Origin of the sequence: Megasphaera intestinihominis, from assembly GCF_040096415.1 — a bacterium.
GTDB classification, from domain to species: domain Bacteria; phylum Bacillota; class Negativicutes; order Veillonellales; family Megasphaeraceae; genus Megasphaera; species Megasphaera intestinihominis.
This window is the reverse complement of record NZ_JBBMEU010000019.1, coordinates 1-21,365: the sequence shown is the minus strand read 5'-3', so window position 1 is coordinate 21,365 and position 21,365 is coordinate 1. Positions and strand designations below refer to the sequence as shown.

Annotated in this window: 21 protein-coding genes; 17 read left to right on the top strand and 4 right to left on the bottom strand. The window is 54.1% G+C overall.

Going from position 1 to position 21,365, the window contains the following annotated elements; all coding sequences use genetic code 11:
• Positions 1–58: 58 nt before the first annotated feature.
• The 5 genes from greA (at position 59) to WMO23_RS04550 (ending at position 5,157) form a co-directional block, all read left to right on the top strand.
• The gene (greA, locus tag WMO23_RS04570) at positions 59–547 is read left to right on the top strand and encodes a transcription elongation factor GreA (protein WP_020311496.1); all 489 of its coding nucleotides are present in this window, start codon (positions 59–61) and stop codon (positions 545–547) included.
• 17 nt (positions 548–564) lie between these two features.
• Positions 565–2,076, top strand: coding sequence for a lysine--tRNA ligase (lysS, locus tag WMO23_RS04565; protein ID WP_020311495.1), 1,512 nt, complete (start codon positions 565–567; stop codon positions 2,074–2,076).
• 204 nt (positions 2,077–2,280) lie between these two features.
• A complete protein-coding gene (locus tag WMO23_RS04560; RefSeq protein WP_020311494.1) occupies positions 2,281–3,558 on the top strand; it encodes a hypothetical protein in 1,278 nt (425 codons plus the stop codon).
• A 112-nt stretch (positions 3,559–3,670) separates the two neighbouring features.
• Positions 3,671–4,138: a BREX-3 system P-loop-containing protein BrxF gene (brxF, locus tag WMO23_RS04555; RefSeq protein ID WP_020311493.1), complete on the top strand. Its 468-nt coding sequence runs from the start codon at positions 3,671–3,673 to the stop codon at positions 4,136–4,138.
• 191 nt (positions 4,139–4,329) lie between these two features.
• Entirely contained in the window at positions 4,330–5,157 is an 828-nt protein-coding gene (locus WMO23_RS04550; protein WP_020311492.1) for an undecaprenyl-diphosphate phosphatase, read from the top strand.
• Between the two features lie 267 nt (positions 5,158–5,424).
• Here the strand turns inward: WMO23_RS04550 and WMO23_RS04545 are convergent, their stop codons facing one another.
• The gene (locus WMO23_RS04545) at positions 5,425–5,886 is read right to left on the bottom strand and encodes a hypothetical protein (protein ID WP_020311491.1); all 462 of its coding nucleotides are present in this window, start codon (positions 5,884–5,886) and stop codon (positions 5,425–5,427) included.
• A gap of 116 nt (positions 5,887–6,002) precedes the next feature.
• Here WMO23_RS04545 and WMO23_RS04540 point away from each other — a divergent pair, with 116 nt between their 5' ends.
• The 9 genes from WMO23_RS04540 to WMO23_RS04500 all read left to right on the top strand — a co-directional run bounded on the left by WMO23_RS04540 (position 6,003) and on the right by WMO23_RS04500 (position 14,084).
• Complete coding sequence (locus WMO23_RS04540) at positions 6,003–6,560, top strand: DUF805 domain-containing protein (RefSeq protein ID WP_020311490.1); 558 nt, start codon at positions 6,003–6,005, stop codon at positions 6,558–6,560.
• Positions 6,561–6,571: 11 nt separating this feature from the next.
• Positions 6,572–6,802 (top strand): FeoA family protein, encoded by a 231-nt coding sequence (locus WMO23_RS04535; RefSeq protein WP_020311489.1) that lies wholly within the window; start codon positions 6,572–6,574, stop codon positions 6,800–6,802.
• Positions 6,795–8,900, top strand: a complete 2,106-nt coding sequence (feoB, locus tag WMO23_RS04530; RefSeq protein ID WP_349173343.1) for a ferrous iron transport protein B — start codon at positions 6,795–6,797, stop codon at positions 8,898–8,900. Before WMO23_RS04535 ends, feoB begins: the two co-directional genes overlap by 8 nt.
• Before the next feature lie 24 nt (positions 8,901–8,924).
• Complete coding sequence (locus tag WMO23_RS04525) at positions 8,925–9,764, top strand: energy-coupling factor transporter ATPase (protein ID WP_020311488.1); 840 nt, start codon at positions 8,925–8,927, stop codon at positions 9,762–9,764.
• Positions 9,749–10,621, top strand: a complete 873-nt coding sequence (locus WMO23_RS04520) for an energy-coupling factor transporter ATPase (RefSeq protein ID WP_020311487.1) — start codon at positions 9,749–9,751, stop codon at positions 10,619–10,621. The genes WMO23_RS04525 and WMO23_RS04520 overlap by 16 nt, the downstream gene beginning before the upstream one ends.
• Positions 10,611–11,408 (top strand): energy-coupling factor transporter transmembrane component T family protein, encoded by a 798-nt coding sequence (locus WMO23_RS04515; RefSeq protein WP_020311486.1) that lies wholly within the window; start codon positions 10,611–10,613, stop codon positions 11,406–11,408. The genes WMO23_RS04520 and WMO23_RS04515 overlap by 11 nt, the downstream gene beginning before the upstream one ends.
• On the top strand, positions 11,408–12,190 hold the full coding sequence (truA, locus tag WMO23_RS04510; RefSeq protein ID WP_020311485.1) for a tRNA pseudouridine(38-40) synthase TruA: 783 nt from the start codon (positions 11,408–11,410) through the stop codon (positions 12,188–12,190). The genes WMO23_RS04515 and truA overlap by 1 nt, the downstream gene beginning before the upstream one ends.
• Before the next feature lie 85 nt (positions 12,191–12,275).
• The gene (gene trpD / locus WMO23_RS04505; RefSeq protein ID WP_020311484.1) at positions 12,276–13,340 is read left to right on the top strand and encodes an anthranilate phosphoribosyltransferase; all 1,065 of its coding nucleotides are present in this window, start codon (positions 12,276–12,278) and stop codon (positions 13,338–13,340) included.
• 45 nt (positions 13,341–13,385) lie between these two features.
• On the top strand, positions 13,386–14,084 hold the full coding sequence (locus WMO23_RS04500) for a TVP38/TMEM64 family protein (RefSeq protein WP_020723883.1): 699 nt from the start codon (positions 13,386–13,388) through the stop codon (positions 14,082–14,084).
• Between the two features lie 77 nt (positions 14,085–14,161).
• Here the strand turns inward: WMO23_RS04500 and WMO23_RS04495 are convergent, their stop codons facing one another.
• Positions 14,162–15,568, bottom strand: a complete 1,407-nt coding sequence (locus WMO23_RS04495; RefSeq protein ID WP_239639703.1) for a radical SAM/SPASM domain-containing protein — start codon at positions 15,566–15,568, stop codon at positions 14,162–14,164.
• Positions 15,569–15,595: 27 nt separating this feature from the next.
• Positions 15,596–16,495, bottom strand: a complete 900-nt coding sequence (locus tag WMO23_RS04490) for a universal stress protein (protein ID WP_349173339.1) — start codon at positions 16,493–16,495, stop codon at positions 15,596–15,598.
• Between the two features lie 137 nt (positions 16,496–16,632).
• Here WMO23_RS04490 and WMO23_RS04485 point away from each other — a divergent pair, with 137 nt between their 5' ends.
• On the top strand, positions 16,633–17,556 hold the full coding sequence (locus WMO23_RS04485; protein ID WP_036243998.1) for a LysR family transcriptional regulator: 924 nt from the start codon (positions 16,633–16,635) through the stop codon (positions 17,554–17,556).
• 113 nt (positions 17,557–17,669) lie between these two features.
• On the opposite strand, the gene WMO23_RS04480 is transcribed toward WMO23_RS04485, so the two are convergent.
• Positions 17,670–18,218 carry an NADH peroxidase gene (locus WMO23_RS04480; protein WP_020311478.1) on the bottom strand — a complete coding sequence of 183 codons (549 nt, stop codon included), beginning with the start codon at positions 18,216–18,218 and terminating at the stop codon, positions 17,670–17,672.
• A gap of 301 nt (positions 18,219–18,519) precedes the next feature.
• Here WMO23_RS04480 and WMO23_RS04475 point away from each other — a divergent pair, with 301 nt between their 5' ends.
• Complete coding sequence (locus tag WMO23_RS04475; protein WP_020311748.1) at positions 18,520–19,713, top strand: hypothetical protein; 1,194 nt, start codon at positions 18,520–18,522, stop codon at positions 19,711–19,713.
• Positions 19,706–21,205, top strand: coding sequence for an LptA/OstA family protein (locus WMO23_RS04470; RefSeq protein WP_292281305.1), 1,500 nt, complete (start codon positions 19,706–19,708; stop codon positions 21,203–21,205). The genes WMO23_RS04475 and WMO23_RS04470 overlap by 8 nt, the downstream gene beginning before the upstream one ends.
• Positions 21,206–21,365: the final 160 nt, after the last annotated feature.

Below are 21,365 nucleotides of genomic sequence, written 5' to 3'. Positions count from 1 at the left end.
TATAAATTAAAGATATGATATTGAAACGTGATTATATCGCAGGAGGAGCAGGAATATCATGACCAACGAAACGCTGATTACCCAGGAAGGGTTACAGAAATTAAAAGATGAATTGAATGAACTGAAATCGGTCCGCCGCATTGAAATTTCTCAGCGCATCAAAGAAGCTATCGCCCTCGGTGACTTGAGCGAAAACGCCGAATACGATGCCGCCAAGAATGAACAGGGCATCATCGAAGGCCGTATTGCCGAATTGGAAGCCAAGATCCGCACGGCTAAGATCATCAAGGAAACCGATGATGGCTCGGATAAAGTCCGCCTCGGTTCCAAAGTCATCCTGGAAGATGCCGAAACGGGGGACCGCTTCGATTACACCGTCGTCGGTACGGCAGAAGCCGATCCGTTCAACGGCCGCATTTCCAATGAATCTCCTGTAGGGAAAGCCATCCTCGGCCAGGTCATCGATGCTGCCAATCCGGCTATCGTTACCGTCAAAGCACCGGCAGGTGAAATCAAATACCGCATCTTGCCGCCTGATGCAGAATAAATCCTAGGAGGAATATCATGTCGGACACGAAAGAAAAAGAAACGCCCATTATTGAAGAAGAAAAATTGAATGACCAAATGAAGGTCCGCCGCGAAAAGATGCAGGAATTCATCGACGCCGGCGTCTATCCCTTCGGTCAGAAATACAACTGGGATCATCATGCACAGGAAGTCAAAGATGACGCCGTTGAACTGGAAAAGAATGAAACCGTCGTCAGCGTCGCCGGCCGCCTCATGGCCATCCGCCGCCACGGCAAGACTGCATTCTGCGTCCTCCGCGACTTGAGCGGCGAAATCCAGCTCTATTTCCGCAAAGACGTACTCGGTGAAGAATCGTACAATTTATTCAAGCTCCTCGATATCGGTGATATCGTCGGCGTCGAAGGGACAGTCTTCGTCACCCATACGGGCGAAACGACGATTCGCGTCGAAAAATGGACCCTCTTGTCCAAATCGCTCCGTCCGCTGCCGGAAAAATTCCATGGCCTGACCGATAAGGAAACGCGGTATCGCCAGCGCTACCTCGACCTCATCGTCAATCCGGAAGTCAAAGACACATTCATCAAACGGTCGAAGATCATCAAGGGCATCCGCAAATACCTCGATGACCGCCACTTCCTGGAAGTCGAAACGCCGATGCTCCATACCATCGCCGGCGGCGCTGCAGCCCGTCCGTTCAAGACCCATCACAACGCCCTCGATATGGACATCTACCTGCGTATCGCACCGGAACTCCACCTCAAACGCCTCCTCGTCGGCGGCTTGGAACGGGTCTATGAAATGAACCGCTGCTTCCGCAACGAAGGCATCGATACACGGCATAACCCGGAATTCACGACGGTCGAATTGTACCAGGCTTATGGCGACTTGGAAGACGTCATCAACATTACGGAAGACATGGTCTCCAAACTGGCAGAAATGCTCTATGGCACGATGAAATTGACCTATATCGACAAGGAAATCGACCTCACGCCGCCGTGGGACCGCATGACCATGATCGAAGCCGTCAAGAAATTCAGCGGTGCTGACTTTGAAGGCATTACCGATGTCGAAACGGCCCGCAAGATGGCTGACGAACACGACGTTGAATACGGCCAGTACGATGGCGTCGGCAAGATCATCAACGCTTTCTTTGAAAAATTCGTCGAAGAAAACCTCATCCAGCCGACGATCATCACCGGTCATCCCCTGGAAATCTCGCCGCTCACCAAACAGGACCGGGACAATCCGCTCTTGACCTATCGTTTTGAAGCCTTCATCTATGGCCGCGAACTGGCCAATGGCTTCTCGGAATTGAATGATCCCATCGACCAGCGCAACCGCTTCATCGAACAGATGAAGGAACGGGAACGCGGCGATGACGAAGCGCATCAGATGGACGAAGACTACTGCCGCGCACTGGAATATGGCCTGCCTCCGACAGGCGGCCTGGGCATCGGCATTGACCGACTGGTCATGTTCCTGACCAACAGCCCGTCTATCCGCGACGTTCTCCTCTTCCCGTTGAGCCGCCCGGAACAGCATAAATAAGATAAGGACGGTTCCATGAAGGTTTCTGCCATCATGCACGATTCCTTTGACTTAAAAGTTTTTCGTTCGTCGTTCATCGTTCATCGCGATGGCTTGTTATTTTTGCTCCCTTGCGACAAACGATGAACGGCCTGCGACCAACGTAAAACGGAGCTGTCTTCATTGGACAGCTCCGTTTTCTCAATCCTACGAAGGAGGAACGCTATGAAATGTACAGCCATGGCTGCGCTGGTCTTCGCTGCCTGCCTGGCCTGGGGGCCGGCAACGGGGGCGGCACCAGCTGAAAAGCCGGAAAAGGCCCTGACCGGGACTGCCACTGCAGCCGCAGTGGATGCCGGCGGGAAAGCCGGGACCGTTCCGTCTGCCCAGAAGGACGCCGATAAGGCCATCAAGGCCGTCGCGCCCCAGTCCGATGACAAAACCGGCAAAGCGGATAAATCCGATAAAGACGGCAAAGAGAATAAAGACAGCAAAAAAGAAACGGCCCATGTACCGACGGATGATGACTGCGTCCTCCTCGATTCGCTGGATACGCTGACCATTCCGCCCCTGCAGGCCAGTGATTTTTACATCGGCAGCATCCATCACGGCGACAGCCCGGCCAAGGTCAAGCGCATTTTTGGGCCGCCGGCGAAGTTTTCCCGCAGCACCCACTATACGACCATGCAGTACAACGACAAGGACTTGAAGATGCGCTTTACTTTCCGCAACAAGACGGCTGACAGCCTGCGCCACAGTGCCGATACGCGCAAAGCCGTCCTGCCCGGTGCGGAATCGATGTTCCTGTCGGCTGGGACGAACATCCTAATCGGCCGGGACGTACGCCTGAAATATCCGGCCGAAGTGCTGCTGCGCCAATATGGCCTGCCCGATTCGGTCCTGCGCGATGCCGATGCCAATGTCTATTACTTCACTTATGAAAGTCCGCGGAAAGATGTCATGTACGTCTTTGCCATCGGCAACCGCCGCATCGAACGCGTGGCCCTCATGCCCGTGCGGCCGCCGTACATTACGGGGGACGAACCGGCGGACCGCATGAAACTGGGCGAACGGGACTTTACCCTCATGGGTTTTGGCCTCAACCAGCCTTTCGAGCCGAACAAGTACAACATGTGGACCAACCTGGTCAAGCGCAATAACAGCAACTTCTGGCTCTATGGCGATTACGGCGTCGAAGTGGACCGGCGCAATATCGTGCAGAAAGTCTTCCTCTTGACGAATAATGCCTATACTGGCCGCGGGGCGACCCTGGGTTATCATGTCTCGACGATCCTGGCCTTATATGGCCGGCCGGACCGCGTTGAATGGGGGCCGGACAAAGAAAAATCCGTCGACGCCTATTACTATGACAGTCCCTATCAGAAAGGCGTGTCCCTGGTCATCGTCGTGCGTCACAACGAGCCCTATGTCGATGACATCATCCTGACGTCGACGCCGATCAAGAACATCCAGGACCCGATGGAACGGTATGGATTGAAATGATGATACATATTGTTTTGTCATATGTCAAAATAAAATAGCAAAAATGCTTTACTTATATGATGAAAGTTAGGTATAATAAAATAAATAATATAAGAAAACGAAGGTGATTTTCATGGTTACAGATGCAGATGTTTTAAAACGGTGGAAGTACATTGCCCAGGACGATGAAAAATTGTTGATTCTCATTGGCGGACCCGGTTCCGGCAAGAGCAGCTTGATTCGTGAACTGACATTCCAGGATGGCTGGAAAATCTGTGAAGCCCGGGAACTCTTTGATGACGAATTCCTGGAAATCCCCCGCGCTGACCGCCCGGATAAGGCCATTGCCCTGGTGTCGGCAGCCATTCATCGTCTCAATGCCCGTGTTGTCATGATTGATAATGTTGAATTCCTGTTCGCACCGATCCTGAACCTCGACCCCGTAGCGATGCTGAAGAAGTTGAGCCGCGAATGCCCGATTATCGTCAGCTGGCGCGGCAGCCTGGAAGGCAATACTTTGTATTTTGAACACAATGGCGATCCGAAATATGCTAAATTCGTCATCGATAACCCGAATCACGTCATTTGCCTCGACGAATAAAAATAGGCGTAATTTAAAGATTCGTTATTTTTTCGCAATCGTTTTTTCATAGATACTTGTTAGAATGAGTGCTGTCCCGCAAAGAAAAGCTCTTTGCGCGGCAGCACTTTTTTTTTACCTGCCATTGTGGTATACTTTCTAGTATTGTTGTAAACATTTCATCAGGTATTCAGCGAAAAGGAGTTAAAAACATGAGTGATTATATTATTGCCGTCATCCTGGGTATCGTCGAAGGGGTCACGGAATATTTGCCAGTTTCATCGACAGGCCATATGATTCTCGTCGGCGATATGCTCGGCTTTACCGGTCCCCGGGCCAGCGTCTTTGAAGTCTTCATCCAGCTCGGCGCTATCTTGTCGGTCATCGTCATTTATAAAGAGAAGTTCATCCGCATGCTCCATCAGTACCGCTGCTGGGACCTCTTCCGCCGGGAAAACTGGTTCCGCACCGATACGGGACTGACCCTGGCCCACGTCGCAGCCGGCATCGTGCCGGTCATGGGCATCGGCTATCTGGCCCACCACGCCATCAAGACCTATCTCTTTTCGGCAGGGACGGTCATCATCGGCCTCATCATCGGTGGTATCTTCATGCTCGTCGCTGAAAAGTCCCATACCAAGACGGTCTGTAACGACGTCGAAAAGATGACTATTGCCCAGGCCTTCCTGACGGGCATGTTCCAGATCCTGGCCTTATGGCCCGGCTTTTCCCGTTCCGGTTCGACCATTGCCGGCGGCCTTTTCCTGGGCCTCAGCCGGAAAGCAGCAGCTGACTTTTCCTTCATCATCGCCGTACCGGTCATGATCGTCGCCTGTTTCTATGACCTCTTGAAGAGCCTGAGCGACCTCAGCGGCAACGACCTGGTCATGATCGTCATCGGCTTCATTACGGCCTTCATCGTCGCCTACATCTCGGTCCTCTGGTTCCTGAAATTCATGAACAAGTCGACGCTGGCATCCTTTGCCTACTACCGTTTCGTCGTAGCCGTCATTTCCTTCGTCTACTTCTTCATCCTGTAGGGCGTTGGCCTGCCATCATGCGAGTATGGTTTGTAGTACGGAGCTTGTAGTTGTCAGAGAAAACCTTTAAATTTAAAGCCATCCCCTAACCACTAGCCACTAGCTGCTAACCCTAAAAAGGGGCTGTCGTACGTGCGACAGCCCCTTTTTTTGAATCAGGTTGGCGGGATCCCCATGGCGGGCGCCCCACGTGGTCGCCCTTACGGATGCCGATGGCGGGATTCCCACAACGGGCCGCAACCACGAGCCACTAGGCCACAGACGCCATCACAATCCGCTGCCGGCGAGCTGGCGGAATTCGTTGGCCAGTTCGTCCAGGAAGGGGATGATCTTGGCGTCGTCGATGTCGGCGTTGAAGGCTTCCATCATGTTGGGGAAGAAGATGTACAGGCCCTGCATATAGACGTAGTAGTAATACTGCAGGTCGTCATGGCTCATGATGGCCAAGGCCAGGGCGTCGTTGACGGCGAAGTTGAGGTCGTAGAAGTCGAGGATTTCATCTTTGAAGCGGCCTAAGTCGAGCTCGCCGCGCTGGTAGTCTTCCATGAGGTGGCTGCCCATTTCTCCCAAGGCATCGGCAATGTCGCCGACGTTGTCCGGAACGGCAAGGCCGGCGTCTTCCATGACGTGCGTCAAGGTGTGGAGCGACGTGATCAGGGATTCACAGAAAAAATTAAAGGTCAGGGCTCCTTCAGAGCCGCGCAGATTCGTAAAGACAGTAGATTCCATAAGGACCTCCTTGAAGTAATTTTTTCTATTATAGCATATTTTGCCGGAAATGAATTGAATCGAGGCCATGAATATAGTAGGATAATACTAAGAGTATTTTATAGGAGGTAATCGTTGTGTCTCAACGCAATCAAAAAATTAAATTGAAGAAGCGGTCCCGCCAATCGGCACGTATCCATCGCGGCTTTGCCATGCCTGTCGGTCCGGGCAGTGAAAACAGCCTGGTCAGTTTCCGCGACTTTGCCGATCTGAAGGCCAAGTATTTCCGCTTTACCGGCCGCATCCAGCGCCGGCCTTTTATTTTCCGGACGCTGATCTTGATGTTCGCCCAGTTCATGTTTTCCATCATCCTCTACAGCAAGATCGTCGAATCTATTTTAATCAATCATATGGAATATGCCATCATCTTCGGTATCATCTTCGTTCTGCTGTCCATTCCGGCTATTTGGTCCCAGATTTCCCTGGGCGTCCGGCGCTGTCACGACATCAATAAGCCCGGCCTCATGTTTGCCGTTCCCTTCATTTGTTACCTGGCCAGCTATGTCCTGCCCGTCCTGGGACAGGATACGGCGGCGACGGCAGCCCAGTCGATCATGGCTGTATCCTATTTAGGCTTGTTCACGGTCAAGGGGACGTCCGGCGATAACGCTTACGGTCCGGAACGGGCACGATAGGGGGCGGTAGCATGACCTTAGCAGAAGGAAAAATCGGACACGACTATATCATCGAAACATTGGATTTGCCGGACCAGACGGAAAAGCGCCTCCAGGCCCTGGGCATGATTGAAGGGACGGAAATCTCCGTGCTCAATAATAAGAACGAAGGGACGGTCATCATCAAGATGCGCAGCACCCGCCTGGCCTTGGGCAAGGGCATTTCGTCGCATATCGGCATAAGGGGGAAAGACCATGACTAGCGAAGTAAAAATAAAGGCTGGCCAGCCGCAGGTCCAGAAGGCACCGGTCAAGGCTGAAAAAAAGGAAATGACCGTCGCTTTCATCGGCAATCCGAACTGCGGCAAGACGACGCTGTTCAACGCCTATACGGGGGCCAACCTCAAGGTCGCCAACTGGCCCGGCGTTACCGTCGAAAAAGTTGAAGGCGCCATCAATGCCCACGGCTATCACATTCATCTCGTCGACCTGCCCGGGACGTACAGCTTGACGTCGTACACCATGGAAGAACAGGTTTCGCGGAATTTCATCCTCAGTGACGATGTCGACGTCATCGTCGATGTCATCGACGCGTCGGCGCTGGAACGCAATCTCTACCTGACCTTGCAGCTCCTGGAACTGGGGAAACCCGTCGTCGTCGCCTTGAACATGATGGACATCGTCGAAAAACGGGGCATGGAAATCGACTTGCACCGCCTGCCGGAAATGCTCGGCGTGCCGGTCATCCCCGTATCGGCCCTGAAGCGCCGCGGCCTGAGCGTCCTGCTCCATGCGGCCGTGCACCACAAGGACCACGTCCACCCGGATCGGCTCATCCACAACCATTCAGACCATACCCATCATCAGCATAATCATCACAGTGAATTCGCCATGGTCTACAGCGACGCCATGGAAGACCGCATCGACGCCGTGCGCCAGCTCCTGCATGACAAATATCCCGATTTGTACAATCACCGCTGGCATGCGCTGAAGCTCATCGAAAGGGACCCGGAAATTACGGCCAAGTATCCCGTCGACGACGTCCATCACGTCCTGGACCGCAGTTATGAAACGGATATCATCACCGAAAAATATGCCTTCATCGAAGAAATCATCCATGAAGTCGTCGTCAACCAGGCGTCGAAAGCAGCGGCAACGGATTCCGTCGACCGCTACTTGACCGATAAATGGCTGGGCATCCCCATCTTCCTGGCCATCATGGCCATCGTCTTTTTCCTGACTTTCTTCATCGGCGATATGGTCCAGGATTCCTTCCAGGGCTCCATTGATACTTTATCGGCCCTGGCTGAAGGCGGCCTGACTTCGCTGGGGGCTGACGATATGCTCATTTCCCTGGTCTGTGATGGCATCATCGCCGGCGTCGGCGGCATCCTGACCTTTTTGCCCAACATCTGTATCCTCTTCTTTGCCCTGGCCATCCTGGAAGACAGCGGTTACATGTCCCGCGTGGCCTATGTCATGAACGATATCATGAACCGTTTGGGTTTGTCGGGCCGGGCCTTCATCCCCATGATCCTCGGCTTTGGTTGCAGTGTGCCGGCCATCATGGCGTCGCGTGCTCTGGAGGATAAACGCGACCGCTATCGGACGATGCTGGTTACGCCTTTCATATCCTGCAGTGCCCGCCTGCCCATTTACATCCTCTTTTCGGGCATGTTCTTCCCGCACAATGCCATGATTGTCGCCTATTCCATGTACCTCATCGGCATCGTCGTCGCCCTGGCAGCCCTGAAGGCGATGAATCTCTTCAGTCATGAGAAAAAGGAAAACGACCTGCTCATCGAGCTGCCGGAATATAAGCGGCCCAGTGCCCATACGGTCTACGTCTATGTCTGGGAAAAAATCAAGGATTACCTGAGCCGTGCCGGTACAGTCATCTTTGCCGCTTCCATCCTCATGTGGTTCATCCTCAACTTCGGCCCTGCCGGCTATGGCGATATGGCCGACAGTTTCGGGGCCATCATCGGCAAGGCCATCGTGCCTTTCTTTGCGCCCATCGGCCTGGGGTACTGGCAGATCTGTCTGGCCCTCATCGCTGGCATTTCGGCCAAGGAAGTCGTCGTATCCAGTTTCGCCGTCCTCTTCGATGGCGTCAACATCAATTCTCCGGCAGCCCTGGCGGCTTTGGCCTCTATGATGAGCCAAGGCGGCTTTACTCAGCTCAATGCCTACTGCATGATGCTCTTCTCGCTGCTCTATATTCCCTGTGCCGCCACGATAGCCACGATCCACGCCGAATCGCACAGCTGGAAGTGGACGGCTTTCTCCGTCTGTTTCCAGATTGCCGTTGCCTGGGTCCTGACCTTCGTCGTCTATCAGATCGGAAGTCGGATTTTTTAATCACTAATAACTAAGGAGTGCAGTATGACAGAACCTATGATAAAAACGGATCATCTCAGCCATACCTATGAAGACGAAGACGGCAAGGTGGTCTATGCTTTGAAGGATATTTCCCTGGAAATCGGCAAGGGCGAGTTCGTCGCCATCATCGGGACCAACGGTTCGGGCAAGTCGACGCTGGCCAAGCATTTCAACGTCCTCCTGACGCCGACGTCCGGCACGTGTGAAGTCTGCGGCATGCGGACCGATGACCCCGACAATATCTGGAAGATACGCCAGCACGTCGGCATGGTCTTCCAGAATCCGGATAACCAGATCGTCGCCGCCGTCGTCAAAGAAGACGTGGCCTTTGGCCCGGAAAACCTCGGCGTCCCGTCGGACGAGATCAAGACCCGCGTCAGCGATGCCCTGCGCCGCGTCAACATGACCATTTATGCCAAGCACGGACCGCACCTCCTGAGCGGCGGCCAGAAACAGCGCGTCGCCATTGCCGGTATCCTGGCCATGCAGTGCGACTGCATCGTCCTCGACGAACCGACGGCCATGCTCGACCCTGTCGGCCGCAAGGAAGTCATGGATACGCTCCACCAGCTCCATGACGAAGGCATTACCATCATCATCATCACCCATTTCATGGAAGAAGCCGTCCAGGCCGACCGGGTCGTCGTCGTCGACCAGGCCGAACTGAAGATGGACGGGGCGCCGCGTGACGTCTTTACGCACGTCAAAGAGCTGAAGGCCATGGGCCTCGACGTACCGGTAGCGGCGGAACTGGCCGAACGGCTGCGCCAGAAAGGCCTCGACCTGCCGGACTCCATCATTACCGAGGAAGAATTAGGAGATGCATTATGTCAATTAAGTTAAGCAACGTGACCTATACCTACGGCATCGGGACGCCTTTTGAAAAGACGGCCCTCTACGATACAGATGTCGAAATCCATGAAGGGGAATTCGTCGGCATCATCGGTCATACCGGATCGGGCAAGTCGACGCTGGTCCAGATCCTCAACGGCCTCATCAAGCCGACTTCCGGAACGGTGACCGTCGACGGGACGGATATCGGCAAGAAGACGAAAGAAGCCATGGCCGTGCGCCATAAAGTCGGTATGGTCTTCCAGTATCCGGAGTATCAGCTCTTTGAAGAAACTATTGCCAAAGACATCGCCTTCGGGCCGCGCAATTTCGGTCTGAGCGAAGAAGAAATCACGGAACGGGTCAAAGAAGCCATGGACTTCGTCGGCCTCGATTATAAGACCTATGCCGACCGTTCGCCGTTCCGCCTGAGTGGCGGCCAGATGCGCCGCGTCGCCATTGCCGGCGTCATCGCCATCCATCCGTCGTATCTCATCCTGGACGAACCGTCAGCCGGCCTGGATCCTATCGGCCGGCGGGAAATCTTTTCGGAAATCCAGCGCTGGCACCAGGAAAAGGGCATTACCGTCATCTTGGTATCGCACAACATGGACGATATTTCCCGCCTGGCCAGCCGCCTCCTGGTCTTGTCCCACGGCCATATCGTCCTCGACGGCGAACCGCTGAACATCTTTGCGACTCAGCAGCAGGCCCTGCACGATGCCGGCGTGTCCGTGCCGCCTGTAACGGGTGCCCTCCAATATCTCCAGGGCCGGGGCTTTGCCGTCGACGACCGGGTACGGACGGTCGAAGAAGGGGCACAGGCTATTTTTGACTGCCTGAAAGGAGGCAAGGGCCATGCTCACTGATATTACTTTGGGCCAGTATTTTCCTGGCACGTCTTTTTTGCATAAACTCGATCCGCGCATCAAGATCGTCGCTACGATGATCTTCATCGTCGCCATCTTTTTTGCCCATTCCCTGGCATCCTATGCCATCGTCACGGCCTTCGTGGCCTTGAATTTCGCCATTTCCCGCCTGCCGGCGAAGTTCATCGTCAAGTCGCTGAAGCCCTTGTGGGTCATCATCATTTTCACCATGGGCGTCCATATCTTCACGACGCCAGGCGATGTCCTCTGGCAGTACGGCATTTTCCACATCACCAAAGAAGGCCTGTATCAAGGGGCCCTCATGACGGCCCGCCTGGTCTTCCTCATCGTCTTTTCGTCGCTGTTGACGTATACGACGTCGCCTATCGTCCTGACCGACGGCATCGAACACCTGCTCAATCCCTTTAAGCGCATCGGTGTGCCGGCTCACGAACTGGCCATGATGATGACCATTGCCCTGCGCTTCATCCCGACCCTTTTGGAAGAAACGGACCGCATCATGAAGGCCCAGACGGCGCGGGGTGCCAATTTTACCAGCGGCAGCCTCTTGCAGCGCGGCAAGAACATGATCCCCCTGCTGGTACCGCTCTTCGTCAGCGCCTTCCGCCGGGCCGATGACCTGGCGACGGCCATGGAAGCCCGCTGCTACCGCGGCGGTGAAGGGCGGACGCGGATGAATGAATTGTCCTATACCTATCGGGACGGCATCGCCATGGCGGCTGTCCTGATTGTCACGGCCGTCCTGGCCGCTATGCGGTGGTTATGATGAAGAAGAATATCTGCCTCGTCGTCGCCTATGACGGTACGGATTTCCACGGCTTCCAGCGCCAGACCAACGCCGAGTCGATCCAGGGCTGCATCGAACAGGGCTTGTCGGCTATTTTCCAGACGCCTATTACGATTTATGGCGCCGCCCGCACGGATGCCGGTGTCCACGCCCGCGGCCAGGTCGTCAATTTCTATGGTCAGGAATCGATTCCGACGGAAAAGATTCCCTATGCCATGAAAGGCTATCTGCCGCCGGAAATTGCCGTCCTGTCGGCCCGGGAAATGCCCAATCGCTTCAGCGTCCGCCACGATAATGTGGGCAAGCATTACCGCTATTCCATCGACAACAACCGCATGCACGACCCCTTTCTCCTGCGCTATGCCTGGTTCATCCGCAAGCCCCTGGACCGGCAGGCCATGCGGGAAGGGGCGGCCATCCTCTTGGGGACGCATGATTTTTCTGCTTTTGAAGGCCAGAATACGACGCCCATGAATCCTGTGAAGACGATGTATTCCATTACCCTCCATGAGCGGGGCCATGTCCTAGACATCGACGTCGTCGGCGACGGCTTCCTCTACCATATGGTGCGGAACATTGCCGGCGGCCTCGTCGACCTGGGCCTGCACCGCCTGACACCGGAGCGCTTCCGGGAAATCCTCGCCAGCGGCGACCGGACTCAGCTCGGGGCGACGGCACCGGCCCAGGGCCTGTGCCTGGAGACCGTCTTTTATGATGAAGGGGAGCTGAAAGGGCGCATTGCCGAATTAGAAGGAGAATGAGCCTTTTTACAGCGCTGATGGGCATAATATGCTATAATAAAAGAGAATAGTATAGTTCCGTTTTTTTCAGGCGGAGGTGAGGACCATGCTGACCAGCTTACTGAAAACCATTACTAAAGGAAAAGACCTTAGCGAACGGGAAAGCGCTATCGTCATGGAGCAGATCATGGAAGGGACGATTTCAGACGTCCAGTTGGCTGCTTTTTTGGCAGCCTTGACGACGAAAGGCGCTTCAGAGCGGGAAATCACGGCCTTTGCCCGGACCATGCGGAAATACAGTATGCATGTTCCCTGTACGATGGACGTCTTCGACATCGTCGGGACCGGCGGCGGCCGGACCAAGACCTTCAACATCTCGACGACGGCGTCTTTCGTCATCGCCGCCGGTGGCGTCCGCGTCGCCAAGCACGGCAACCGGGCCAAGACGTCGCGCAGTGGTTCTGCCGACGTTCTGGAAGCCTTAGGGGCCAATATCTTCCTCAGCCCCGAAAGCTGCCTGGATATGCTGGGGCAGATCGGCCTCTGTTATTTCTATACGCGTTACTACTATTATATGATGAAACGTATCGATGCCGTCCGCGAACAGTTGGGTATCTATACGGTCTTCGATGTCCTGCGGCCCTTGACCAATCCGGCTCATGCAGTCTATGAGATCCTCGGCGTCAATGCGCCGCACCTGGTCGAACCCATGGCCCATGTCCTGGCTGCCCTCGGCGTCCGCCACGGCATGGTCGTCTATGGTCAGGACGGCAGCGATGAAATCTCGGCATCGGCAGCGACGACGATTTGCGAATTTACGCCAGAATCGTTTTCGACGTATGAAATCAGGCCGGAAGATTTCAACCTGCCCAGGGCTTCGCGGGACGAACTGCGCGGCGGCCTGCCCAAGCACAATGCTGCCATTACCCGCGCCGTCCTCGACGGCCGCAAGGGCGGGGCCCGGACAGCCGTCCTCCTCAATGCCGGCGCCGGTCTCTACGTCGGTGGCAGTGTCCTCAACCTCTATGCCGGCGTCCGCAAGGCAGCCCGCCTCATCGACAGCGGCCTGGCCCGGCAGAAACTCGATGACTTCCTCATCCTGAGCCAGCGCCTGGGACAGGCGGAAAAAGTGAAGCTCATAGCAGACAGGGACCCGGAAGATATGGTATAATAAAGGGTACGAAAAAATTCATTATTACGTGAGGACCGCATTTCTATGAATGATAAATATTTAGGCTGGCTCCTTCATATCGGCGGGGGCATCTTAGTCGTCTTGATGTTTTTATCGATTCAGCTCATGGCACCTGATTTTTATTCGATCATGTGGCATCTGACCGTCAGTGGTGATCTGGATGGGTTAGCCGATTACATTGCCTCTTTTGGCTTCTATGCCATCGGCATCAGCGTGTTCATGATTGCCTTTGTCAATGCCATCGGCCTGCCGTCCATTCCCTTCCTGACCGTCAACGGCATCATCTTCGGCCTCATTCCGGGCATCATCATTTCCTGGATCGGCGAAGTCATCGGCATTGAAATCAGCTTCCGACTGACTCGGACGCTGCTCCGCAAGCAGGCCCAGAAGGTCATTTCCAAGAGCAAGATGCTGGAAAAACTCGATTCTTACAGCTGTATCAAGACAGTCATGATGGGCCGGGCCATCCCGTATGCACCGAATGTCGTCGTCACGGCGTTCAGTGCCTTGAGCCATATTTCTTACCGCGACCACTTCATTGCCAACTTCTTCGGCAAGATGCCGGCCGTCCTGGTCGAAGTTTGGCTGGGCCATGACCTCCTGCGCATCCAGGAACACTGGGGCCGCCTGCTCATATTGGTAGCCGTCGTTTCTTTCATTTATGGCATCATCTGGTGGCGCAAGCGTCACATAAAAAAAAACCGATATCATAGGGTGAAGTAAAAAAAAGGAGCTGTCGCATCGCGACAGCTCCTTTCAGGTTGTTAGTTGTTAGCGGATAGGTTTAATTTTTTACTTTTTTACGAGATTTCCTGTTCTGACGATTTTTTATCGTCCTGGACGATATCAGTCCATAACTTATCGGCTGTCGGCTGCCAGTGCTTGGCATAGGCTTTGCATTTAGCACAGAGGTGTTCAACCGATTCTGGTGACTGCATGTCCGTCGATTTGGCTCCCGTCCGTTTGACCATATCGACGAGGGATTGGGGATTTTCCAACATCGGGCAGGGGCGGAGATGATTGTGGTTGAACGGCTGCCCTTTTGCGTATTCCTTAAATAAGGGCTGCTGGAGACAGGTGATGAGGTCCTGGTCGTTGATGTTGGCACTAGAGTAGTGGATAAAGACGCACGGTTCGACGTCGCCGTTAGGATTGATATGGCAGTAGTTGCGGCCGCCAGCGACACAGCCATCAATGAACTGGCCATCGTTCTGGAAGTCGATAGCAAAAATGGGTTTGCCGCCCTTTACGCTGCGGATTTCACGGATACGCCGTACCATATAAGCACGCTGTTCCGGTGTGGGCAGTAAATCGACAGAGGCATCGTTGCCGACGGGCATATAGTGGAAGTACCAGGTAAACCAGGCTCCCTTGCTGATGAGGAGGTCGAGGAAGGTATCGGATGTGACGGTCTGGATGTTCTTACGGGTATAGCAGATGGAAGTACCGAAGACGATACCGTACTGGCGCAGTAGGTCCATGGCGTGCATGACCTTGTCGAAGACGCCTTCACCGCGGCGGCTGTCGTTGACTTCGCGGAAGCCTTCGACGCTGAGGGAGAAGCTGAGGTTGCCGACCTTGACGACTTCCTGGCAGAATGCATCGTCGATGAGGGTCCCATTGGTAAAGGCGTGGAATTCGCAGTCCGGATGTTTCCGACAAAGTTTCAGGATGTCCGCTTTGCGGACCAGCGGTTCGCCGCCAGTGAGGAGGTAGAAATGGCAGCCTACTTCTTTGCCTTGGCTTACGATTTTATCCATGACATCGTAGGACAGGTTCAGGGTGTGACCATATTCGGCAGCCCAGCAGCCGATGCAGTGCAGGTTGCAGGCGCTGGTCGGGTCGAAGAGGATGGCCCAGGGAATATTGCAGTGATATTTGGCTTTGGCTTCGTCCCGCGTACGCAGACCGTAGAAGCCCGATTCAAAGCCCAGGTCCATGACGGCTGTACGGACTACGTTGGGGTTGAGTGTATCCAGGGCTCGGTTGAGGAATTGGAACCACTTGCCGCCTTCGTCAATGAGCTTGCGGGCATTGGCAAAAGATTCTTCTTCAAATAAGTCACCGAAGAAGGTTTCCATAATCGTGGTCAGTCGTTTCAAAGTCTTCTTACGGGTTTCTGGATTTTTTTCGGCCATGATGCGGTTGACCAGGAGGGCGACCGATTCTTTTTGGGCTTTATACATGAGTTTATTCAAGGGAATCATCTCCTGAGGAGTTTAATGAAGTAATGATTAGCAGATGATGAGGACGGGAAGGCCTGAATGGGAGGATACATAGCGGCCGACGCTGCCCAGGAGGACGCTTTGGATACGGCTCAGGCCGCGGCTGCCCATGACGATGAGGTCCGTTTCCGTATCGGCTGCGGTCTGTAAGATGATCGGACCGGGCGAGCCGATTTTATACAGGCATTGCAAGGGGACTTGAGATGACAATTCTTCCTGGCAGCGCAGGAAGGCGTTATGACCCTTGGTCCGCATGTGAGCGGCTAATTCCTGTAATTTATGCGGTTCCAGCGTATTGGGGATGGCCGTATCGCGCAGGCTGTCGCTGACGCTGGCGACGTAGAGGACGGTCAGGGAAGCGCCATCTCCTTTGGCCAGGACTTCGGCTTGTTTCAGGGCCTGTAAAGACGATTCAGACCCGTCTACGGGCACCAGGATATGCCGGTATGGGCCTTTCTTTTCATCGCGGGCCAAGAGGACCGGGCAGGGTGCGTGGGTGATGACGTAAGTGCTGACGCTGCCGAGAAGAAAATTCTTGAGGGCCTGGCCGCCGCCGCGGCCCATGCAGATGAGGTCTGCCGATTGGGATTTCTGTTCTGCCAGGATGGCCGCTTCCGGGGCGCTGAGTTCAAAAATAGACTGGACTGACAGGGAAGCGGGTATCGTGGCGGCAAATTTTTTTAACAGTCCTGTGCTGTTGGCCTGGGCCGAAGCCGTCATTTCATCCATAGTCAGTTCACTCGTATTTTCCATTTGCCCGAACTGGTTGATGATATCGGCCATATTGGCGACGCTCAGCAGGGTAATGGCACCGCCAGTGATCCTGGCGATGTCGATGGCGTGCTGCAAGGCTTGTTTAGAATGATCGGATCCGTCGATAGGGACGAGGATATGCTGATATGATTTCATAAAAATACCTCCTTCAAGGGTACCTTTAGGATAGCCTTGAAGGAGGCTGGCGTCAAAGTGGTTTTGCCGTATACGAACTATAGCTCTTGTGTTATAATTAGGTATACGAATATTTTTTGTTACATAAAGGAGCTTTTATGGAGTTGGAAAGACGTGAATATGAATATATCCGTAAAATTGCTGAGACAGGGAGTTTCATAGCGGCAGCCGAAAAATTATACATCACCCAGCCGTCGTTGAGCCAGTTCATCCGCCGCATCGAGCGCCATGTCGGTGCGGAACTCTTTGACCGTTCCCATCAGCCTGTGACCTTGACCGAAGCCGGGCGTATCTATCTGGACATCGAAGGGCAGATCCAGGACTTGTGCAAGGTCCGGGAACAGCGTATCCAGGATTTGGGGCAGACCGTTGGCGGCACCGTGCGCATCGGCAGTTCCAATTATCGCAGTTCGACCATCCTGGCGCGGGCTATTCCCATCATCAACGAACGCTATCCGCACATCGATATCTGCCTGGAAGAAGGGACGACGCGGGAATTGGAAGATTTCGCCATCCAGGGAAAGACGGATTTTTCTATCGTCGTTAAGCCTACAGGGCATAGGGACTTGGATTATATCGAACTTTTCCGGGAAGAATTGCTCTTGGCTGTCTCGCCGGACTGGGGCCTGGGGCGGGAACCGCTGCATGACGAGGGCCTCCACTCCCGCTATCCTGTCTTTGATTATCACAGCCTCGACGGCCATCCCTTCCTGGTCATGAAAGAAGGCCAGGAACTGCGCCATTCCTTTTTTGCCCTTGTCGAAGCCCTGGATATATCGCCGACAGTGGCCCTGGAAACGACGGACATGGCCACGGCCCAGACCCTGGCCGGCATCGGCGTCGGCGCGGCTATCGTACCGGGTGGCCTGGCTCTGGCCAATATCCCAGCTGTGGAACCGAAGTATTTTTCCCTGCGGGCCTATCTGGACGACTGGGATATCGTCCTGGCCTATAAACGGGGACGTTACTTGTCCAAGGCCGATAAAGCCGTCATCCGCGTCATCTGTGACGTCGCTGGTTGAAAAGCGCTGTCGCGTAGCGGCTTCTGCCATCCCCTAACCACTAGCTACTAACCACTAACCACTAAAAAAAGCGCTGTCTTTATAAGACAGCGCTTTTTGCATTCCCAAACGGATTATTTTGCGAAGTAACGAGCCAGGAGGCCATCGAATACACGGCCATGACGAGCTTCGTCTTTTGCCATTTCATGAACAGTGTCATGGATAGCGTCGAGGTTGAGCTGTTTAGCGAGGGTTGCGATTTCTTTCTTGCCTGCGCAAGCGCCCTGTTCAGCAGCAGCACGCATTTCGAGGTTGGTCTTGGTGTCGTCCGTAACGACTTCGCCGAGGAGTTCAGCGAATTTAGCAGCGTGTTCAGCTTCTTCGAAAGCGATGCGTTTGTAGGCTTCAGCGACTTCCGGATAGCCCTGGCGGTCAGCGACACGGCTCATAGCGAGGTACATGCCGACTTCGGAGCATTCGCCTGTGAAGTTGAGGTGGAGGCCTTCGAGGATGCGTTCGTCGACGCCTTTAGCGATGCCTACGCGATGTTCGTCAGCGTATTCTTTGACACCAGCGACGAGTTCCGTGAATTTTTCTTTCGGAGCGCCGCACTGAGGACACTTTTCCGGAGCTTCCGTACCTTCATAAACAAAACCGCAGATACCGCATACAAATTTTTTCATCATTCATTCCTCCTGATATTATAATACATTTTGAATAAAATGGATATTAACTGAATACTAACAAATAACTTTTATTTGTTATGGCTACATTGTAACAGACTGATGGGGGAAAATCAAGAGTAATTTTGTAAAACTTTTAATTGAAAATAATTATTGATTAAAAAATAAGGCCTTGGAGGGGCGAGGCGGCACCATTTTATTGCAATTTATACATGAGTCTTATATAATGGAGGTAGTATTCAGAAAAAGCCAAGACGATACGATTAGCATAGAAAGAGACTGAATTTTGGAGGTTACGCCTATGTGGAAGAAAAAAGTAGCATGCATCCTGGCTGTCATGGCCTTGTGTGGGACCATGGCTGCCGGTGCGGCCGATTATACGATCCTGGAAAAAGCGGATAAAGTCGAAACGACGGTCTACGGGACGACCCAGACCGGTTCCCTGAACGACCGCATCGCGGCGCTGGACAAGCTGCTCAACGGTCAGTCGACGGTATCCGGCAGTCTGCAGGATAAAACTAATGCCCTATATAAAGATGTATATGGGAATTCCGGTTCCGATTTGTCCCTGTTGACGGCAGTCAACCTCATGCAGTGGCAGTATTCCGGCCAGATTACCGATGAACCCCTGCTGGTCCGCATCGAATCGCTGGAACAGAGCATTGACGGCAAGACCATGAGCGGCTCCCTGGAAGGCCGTGTCCTGGCCCTGCGCCGCACGCTCCTGGGCAATAAGAAGTACGTCTCCCAGACCGTGACCATTCCAGCCAATACGCTGGTGACGATGACCAATATCGACGCCCTCAACTCGAAGACCATTCAGGAAGGCGACGTCGTCCGCTTTGCCGTGGCTGATGATATCTGCGTCGGCGACGTCATCGCCATTCCCCGCGGCATGGAAGCGACGGGGACCGTCACCAAGGCCCGGAAGTCCGGCCGCTTTGGCAAGGACGGCAAAATCGAAATCACCTATGACAACGTCCGCGCTGCCGACGGTTCGCCCGTAGCCCTGACGGTCGGCGATAAGACGAAAGAAGAATATAAGCGCATGGCCGGTGCTGTCGGCGCGTCTGCTGCCGGGGCCATCATCCTCGGACCAGTCGGCCTGGTCGGCGGCCTTTTCGTTCATGGCAATGAAGTCGATATCCCGGCAGGGACGACGATGTACGCCGAAACCAAGGAAAATGCCGAAGTCGTCGGTTTCAAGGAAAATGGCGTCATGGATGACATGAAGACGGCCAATATGGCTGCCAGTGGCGTACAGGTGCCGACCTTTGCGCCTGTCACCAATAGTGATGTCGACAACAGCGGGGCTGGCGATGCCGGTACGTACACCGACACCGATACGGCGCCTCAGAGCAGCAACGGCGATTTGCAGGCCGGACTGAAAGATGGTACGGTTACGCCTGTCGACCTGTACAACAGCAAACACAATGACGACCAGCAGGCCGTCGTAACCATTCAATCCAATACAGCAGGTGACGCGAATGAATAAAACGTGGACAGCGGCGATGATCGCAGCCCTGCTGCCTCTGACCTTTTCGGCCAGTGCAGCTGATACAGCGAAACTTCATACAGATAAGGTCATGGCCGTTCCCGTGACAGAAAAGAAAATCCTGCCCGTCGATTTGGACCAGGCTTCTGCTTCGCAGGACGTCGTCCTGCCGCAGCAGCCTGTCCACATGACGGCTGATACATTCGTCGCCCGCAACTCCGACGGCTATGTCAAGAGCCGGGGCAATGTCGACATCAAGCAGGGCATGGATGAAATCCATGCCAACTATGTCGAAGGCAACATGAAGAGCGGCGTCTACCATACGAAAGGACCCGTAGTCTACGTCAACGAAACCAATGCCCTGACGGGCCAGAACGTGACCTATAACAGCCAGAACGGCAGCATGACCATGGATAAGGTCGAAGGCTTCGTCGGCCCGACGACATACGTCCGCGGGACCGATGCCGAAATGTACGATAATATCGGCTATATCAAGCATGGCCTGATTACGACGCCTCACGCCGTCGCCAAGACGCCGGACTATTATATTACCGGTGATGACATCCGCATCTATCCGGGCGAAAAGTTCACGGCAGAAAATACGGCCCTCTGGTTCAAGCACATCCGCCTGTTCACATATGGCCATTATGAAGGCCGCCTGGACAGTGAACATACGAAATCTTCTTTATTCACGCTGCTGCCGCGGCCGACCTACAACAGCGATGACGGCATCGGTGTCCGGGGCTATGCCGATGTGCCCCTCAACCAGTCCGGCGACCTGAGCTTCCATGCCAGCTATGCCCTGAATAGCAAGAATGGCTTCAAGCCGGCGGCCCAGCTCCAGAAGAATACTAAAATCGGCACTTTCCGTTTTGGCTACAGCAAAGAAGAAAGTACCGATAACGACGATAATATCTGGGCTACGAAGTGGCCGGAACTGGAATACTTTGCACCGCGCATCCATCTCGGCGATACGGGTATCTATATCGATTCCAGTGCCAACTGGGGCCGCTGGGCTGAAGACGGCGTCAAGACGGGGACGCATAAGGGCTTCCGTACGGAAATCACGCATACGCCCATTCCCTTGTGGCAGCGGGCCAATGTCCGCTTCTTCGCCGGCTATCGTAAGGATTTATATTCTACCAATGATGCCCAGCGCCGCGATCCCTATTCGGGCGTCATCCTCAACCAGGGCATCAACGACCGCCTGTGGACCAGCTTCTGGTATAAGAAACACAATGTCAGCGGCTATACGCCGTACCGCTTCGATACCCTCGATGACCCGCGCCAGCATGGCATGTCCATCGGCTACGTCCTGACGCCGCGGGATACGGTCATCTTCACTTGGGCTCAGGACCTCGACGATGACCATATTTCGGACCGCAATTACACCTGGGTCCGCGACCTCCACTCGTTCATTGCTACCATCACGTATAAACAAGTCGATAAAGAATGGCAGGTCAAAATAAAGGCCAAGGACTTCGATTTCTAAAAGGGGAGAGGACAGGAAAACTTTTTGCTATCATGCGCAGTCCCTTTCTCTTCCGCGTTTGTAGGGGTCGCCACGTGGGCGACCCGTTAGGATTTGGAGGATTCTTCTAGCAATCTGATTGGGAATCGTACATATCCCCAGAGCGGGCGCGCCCCGGGCG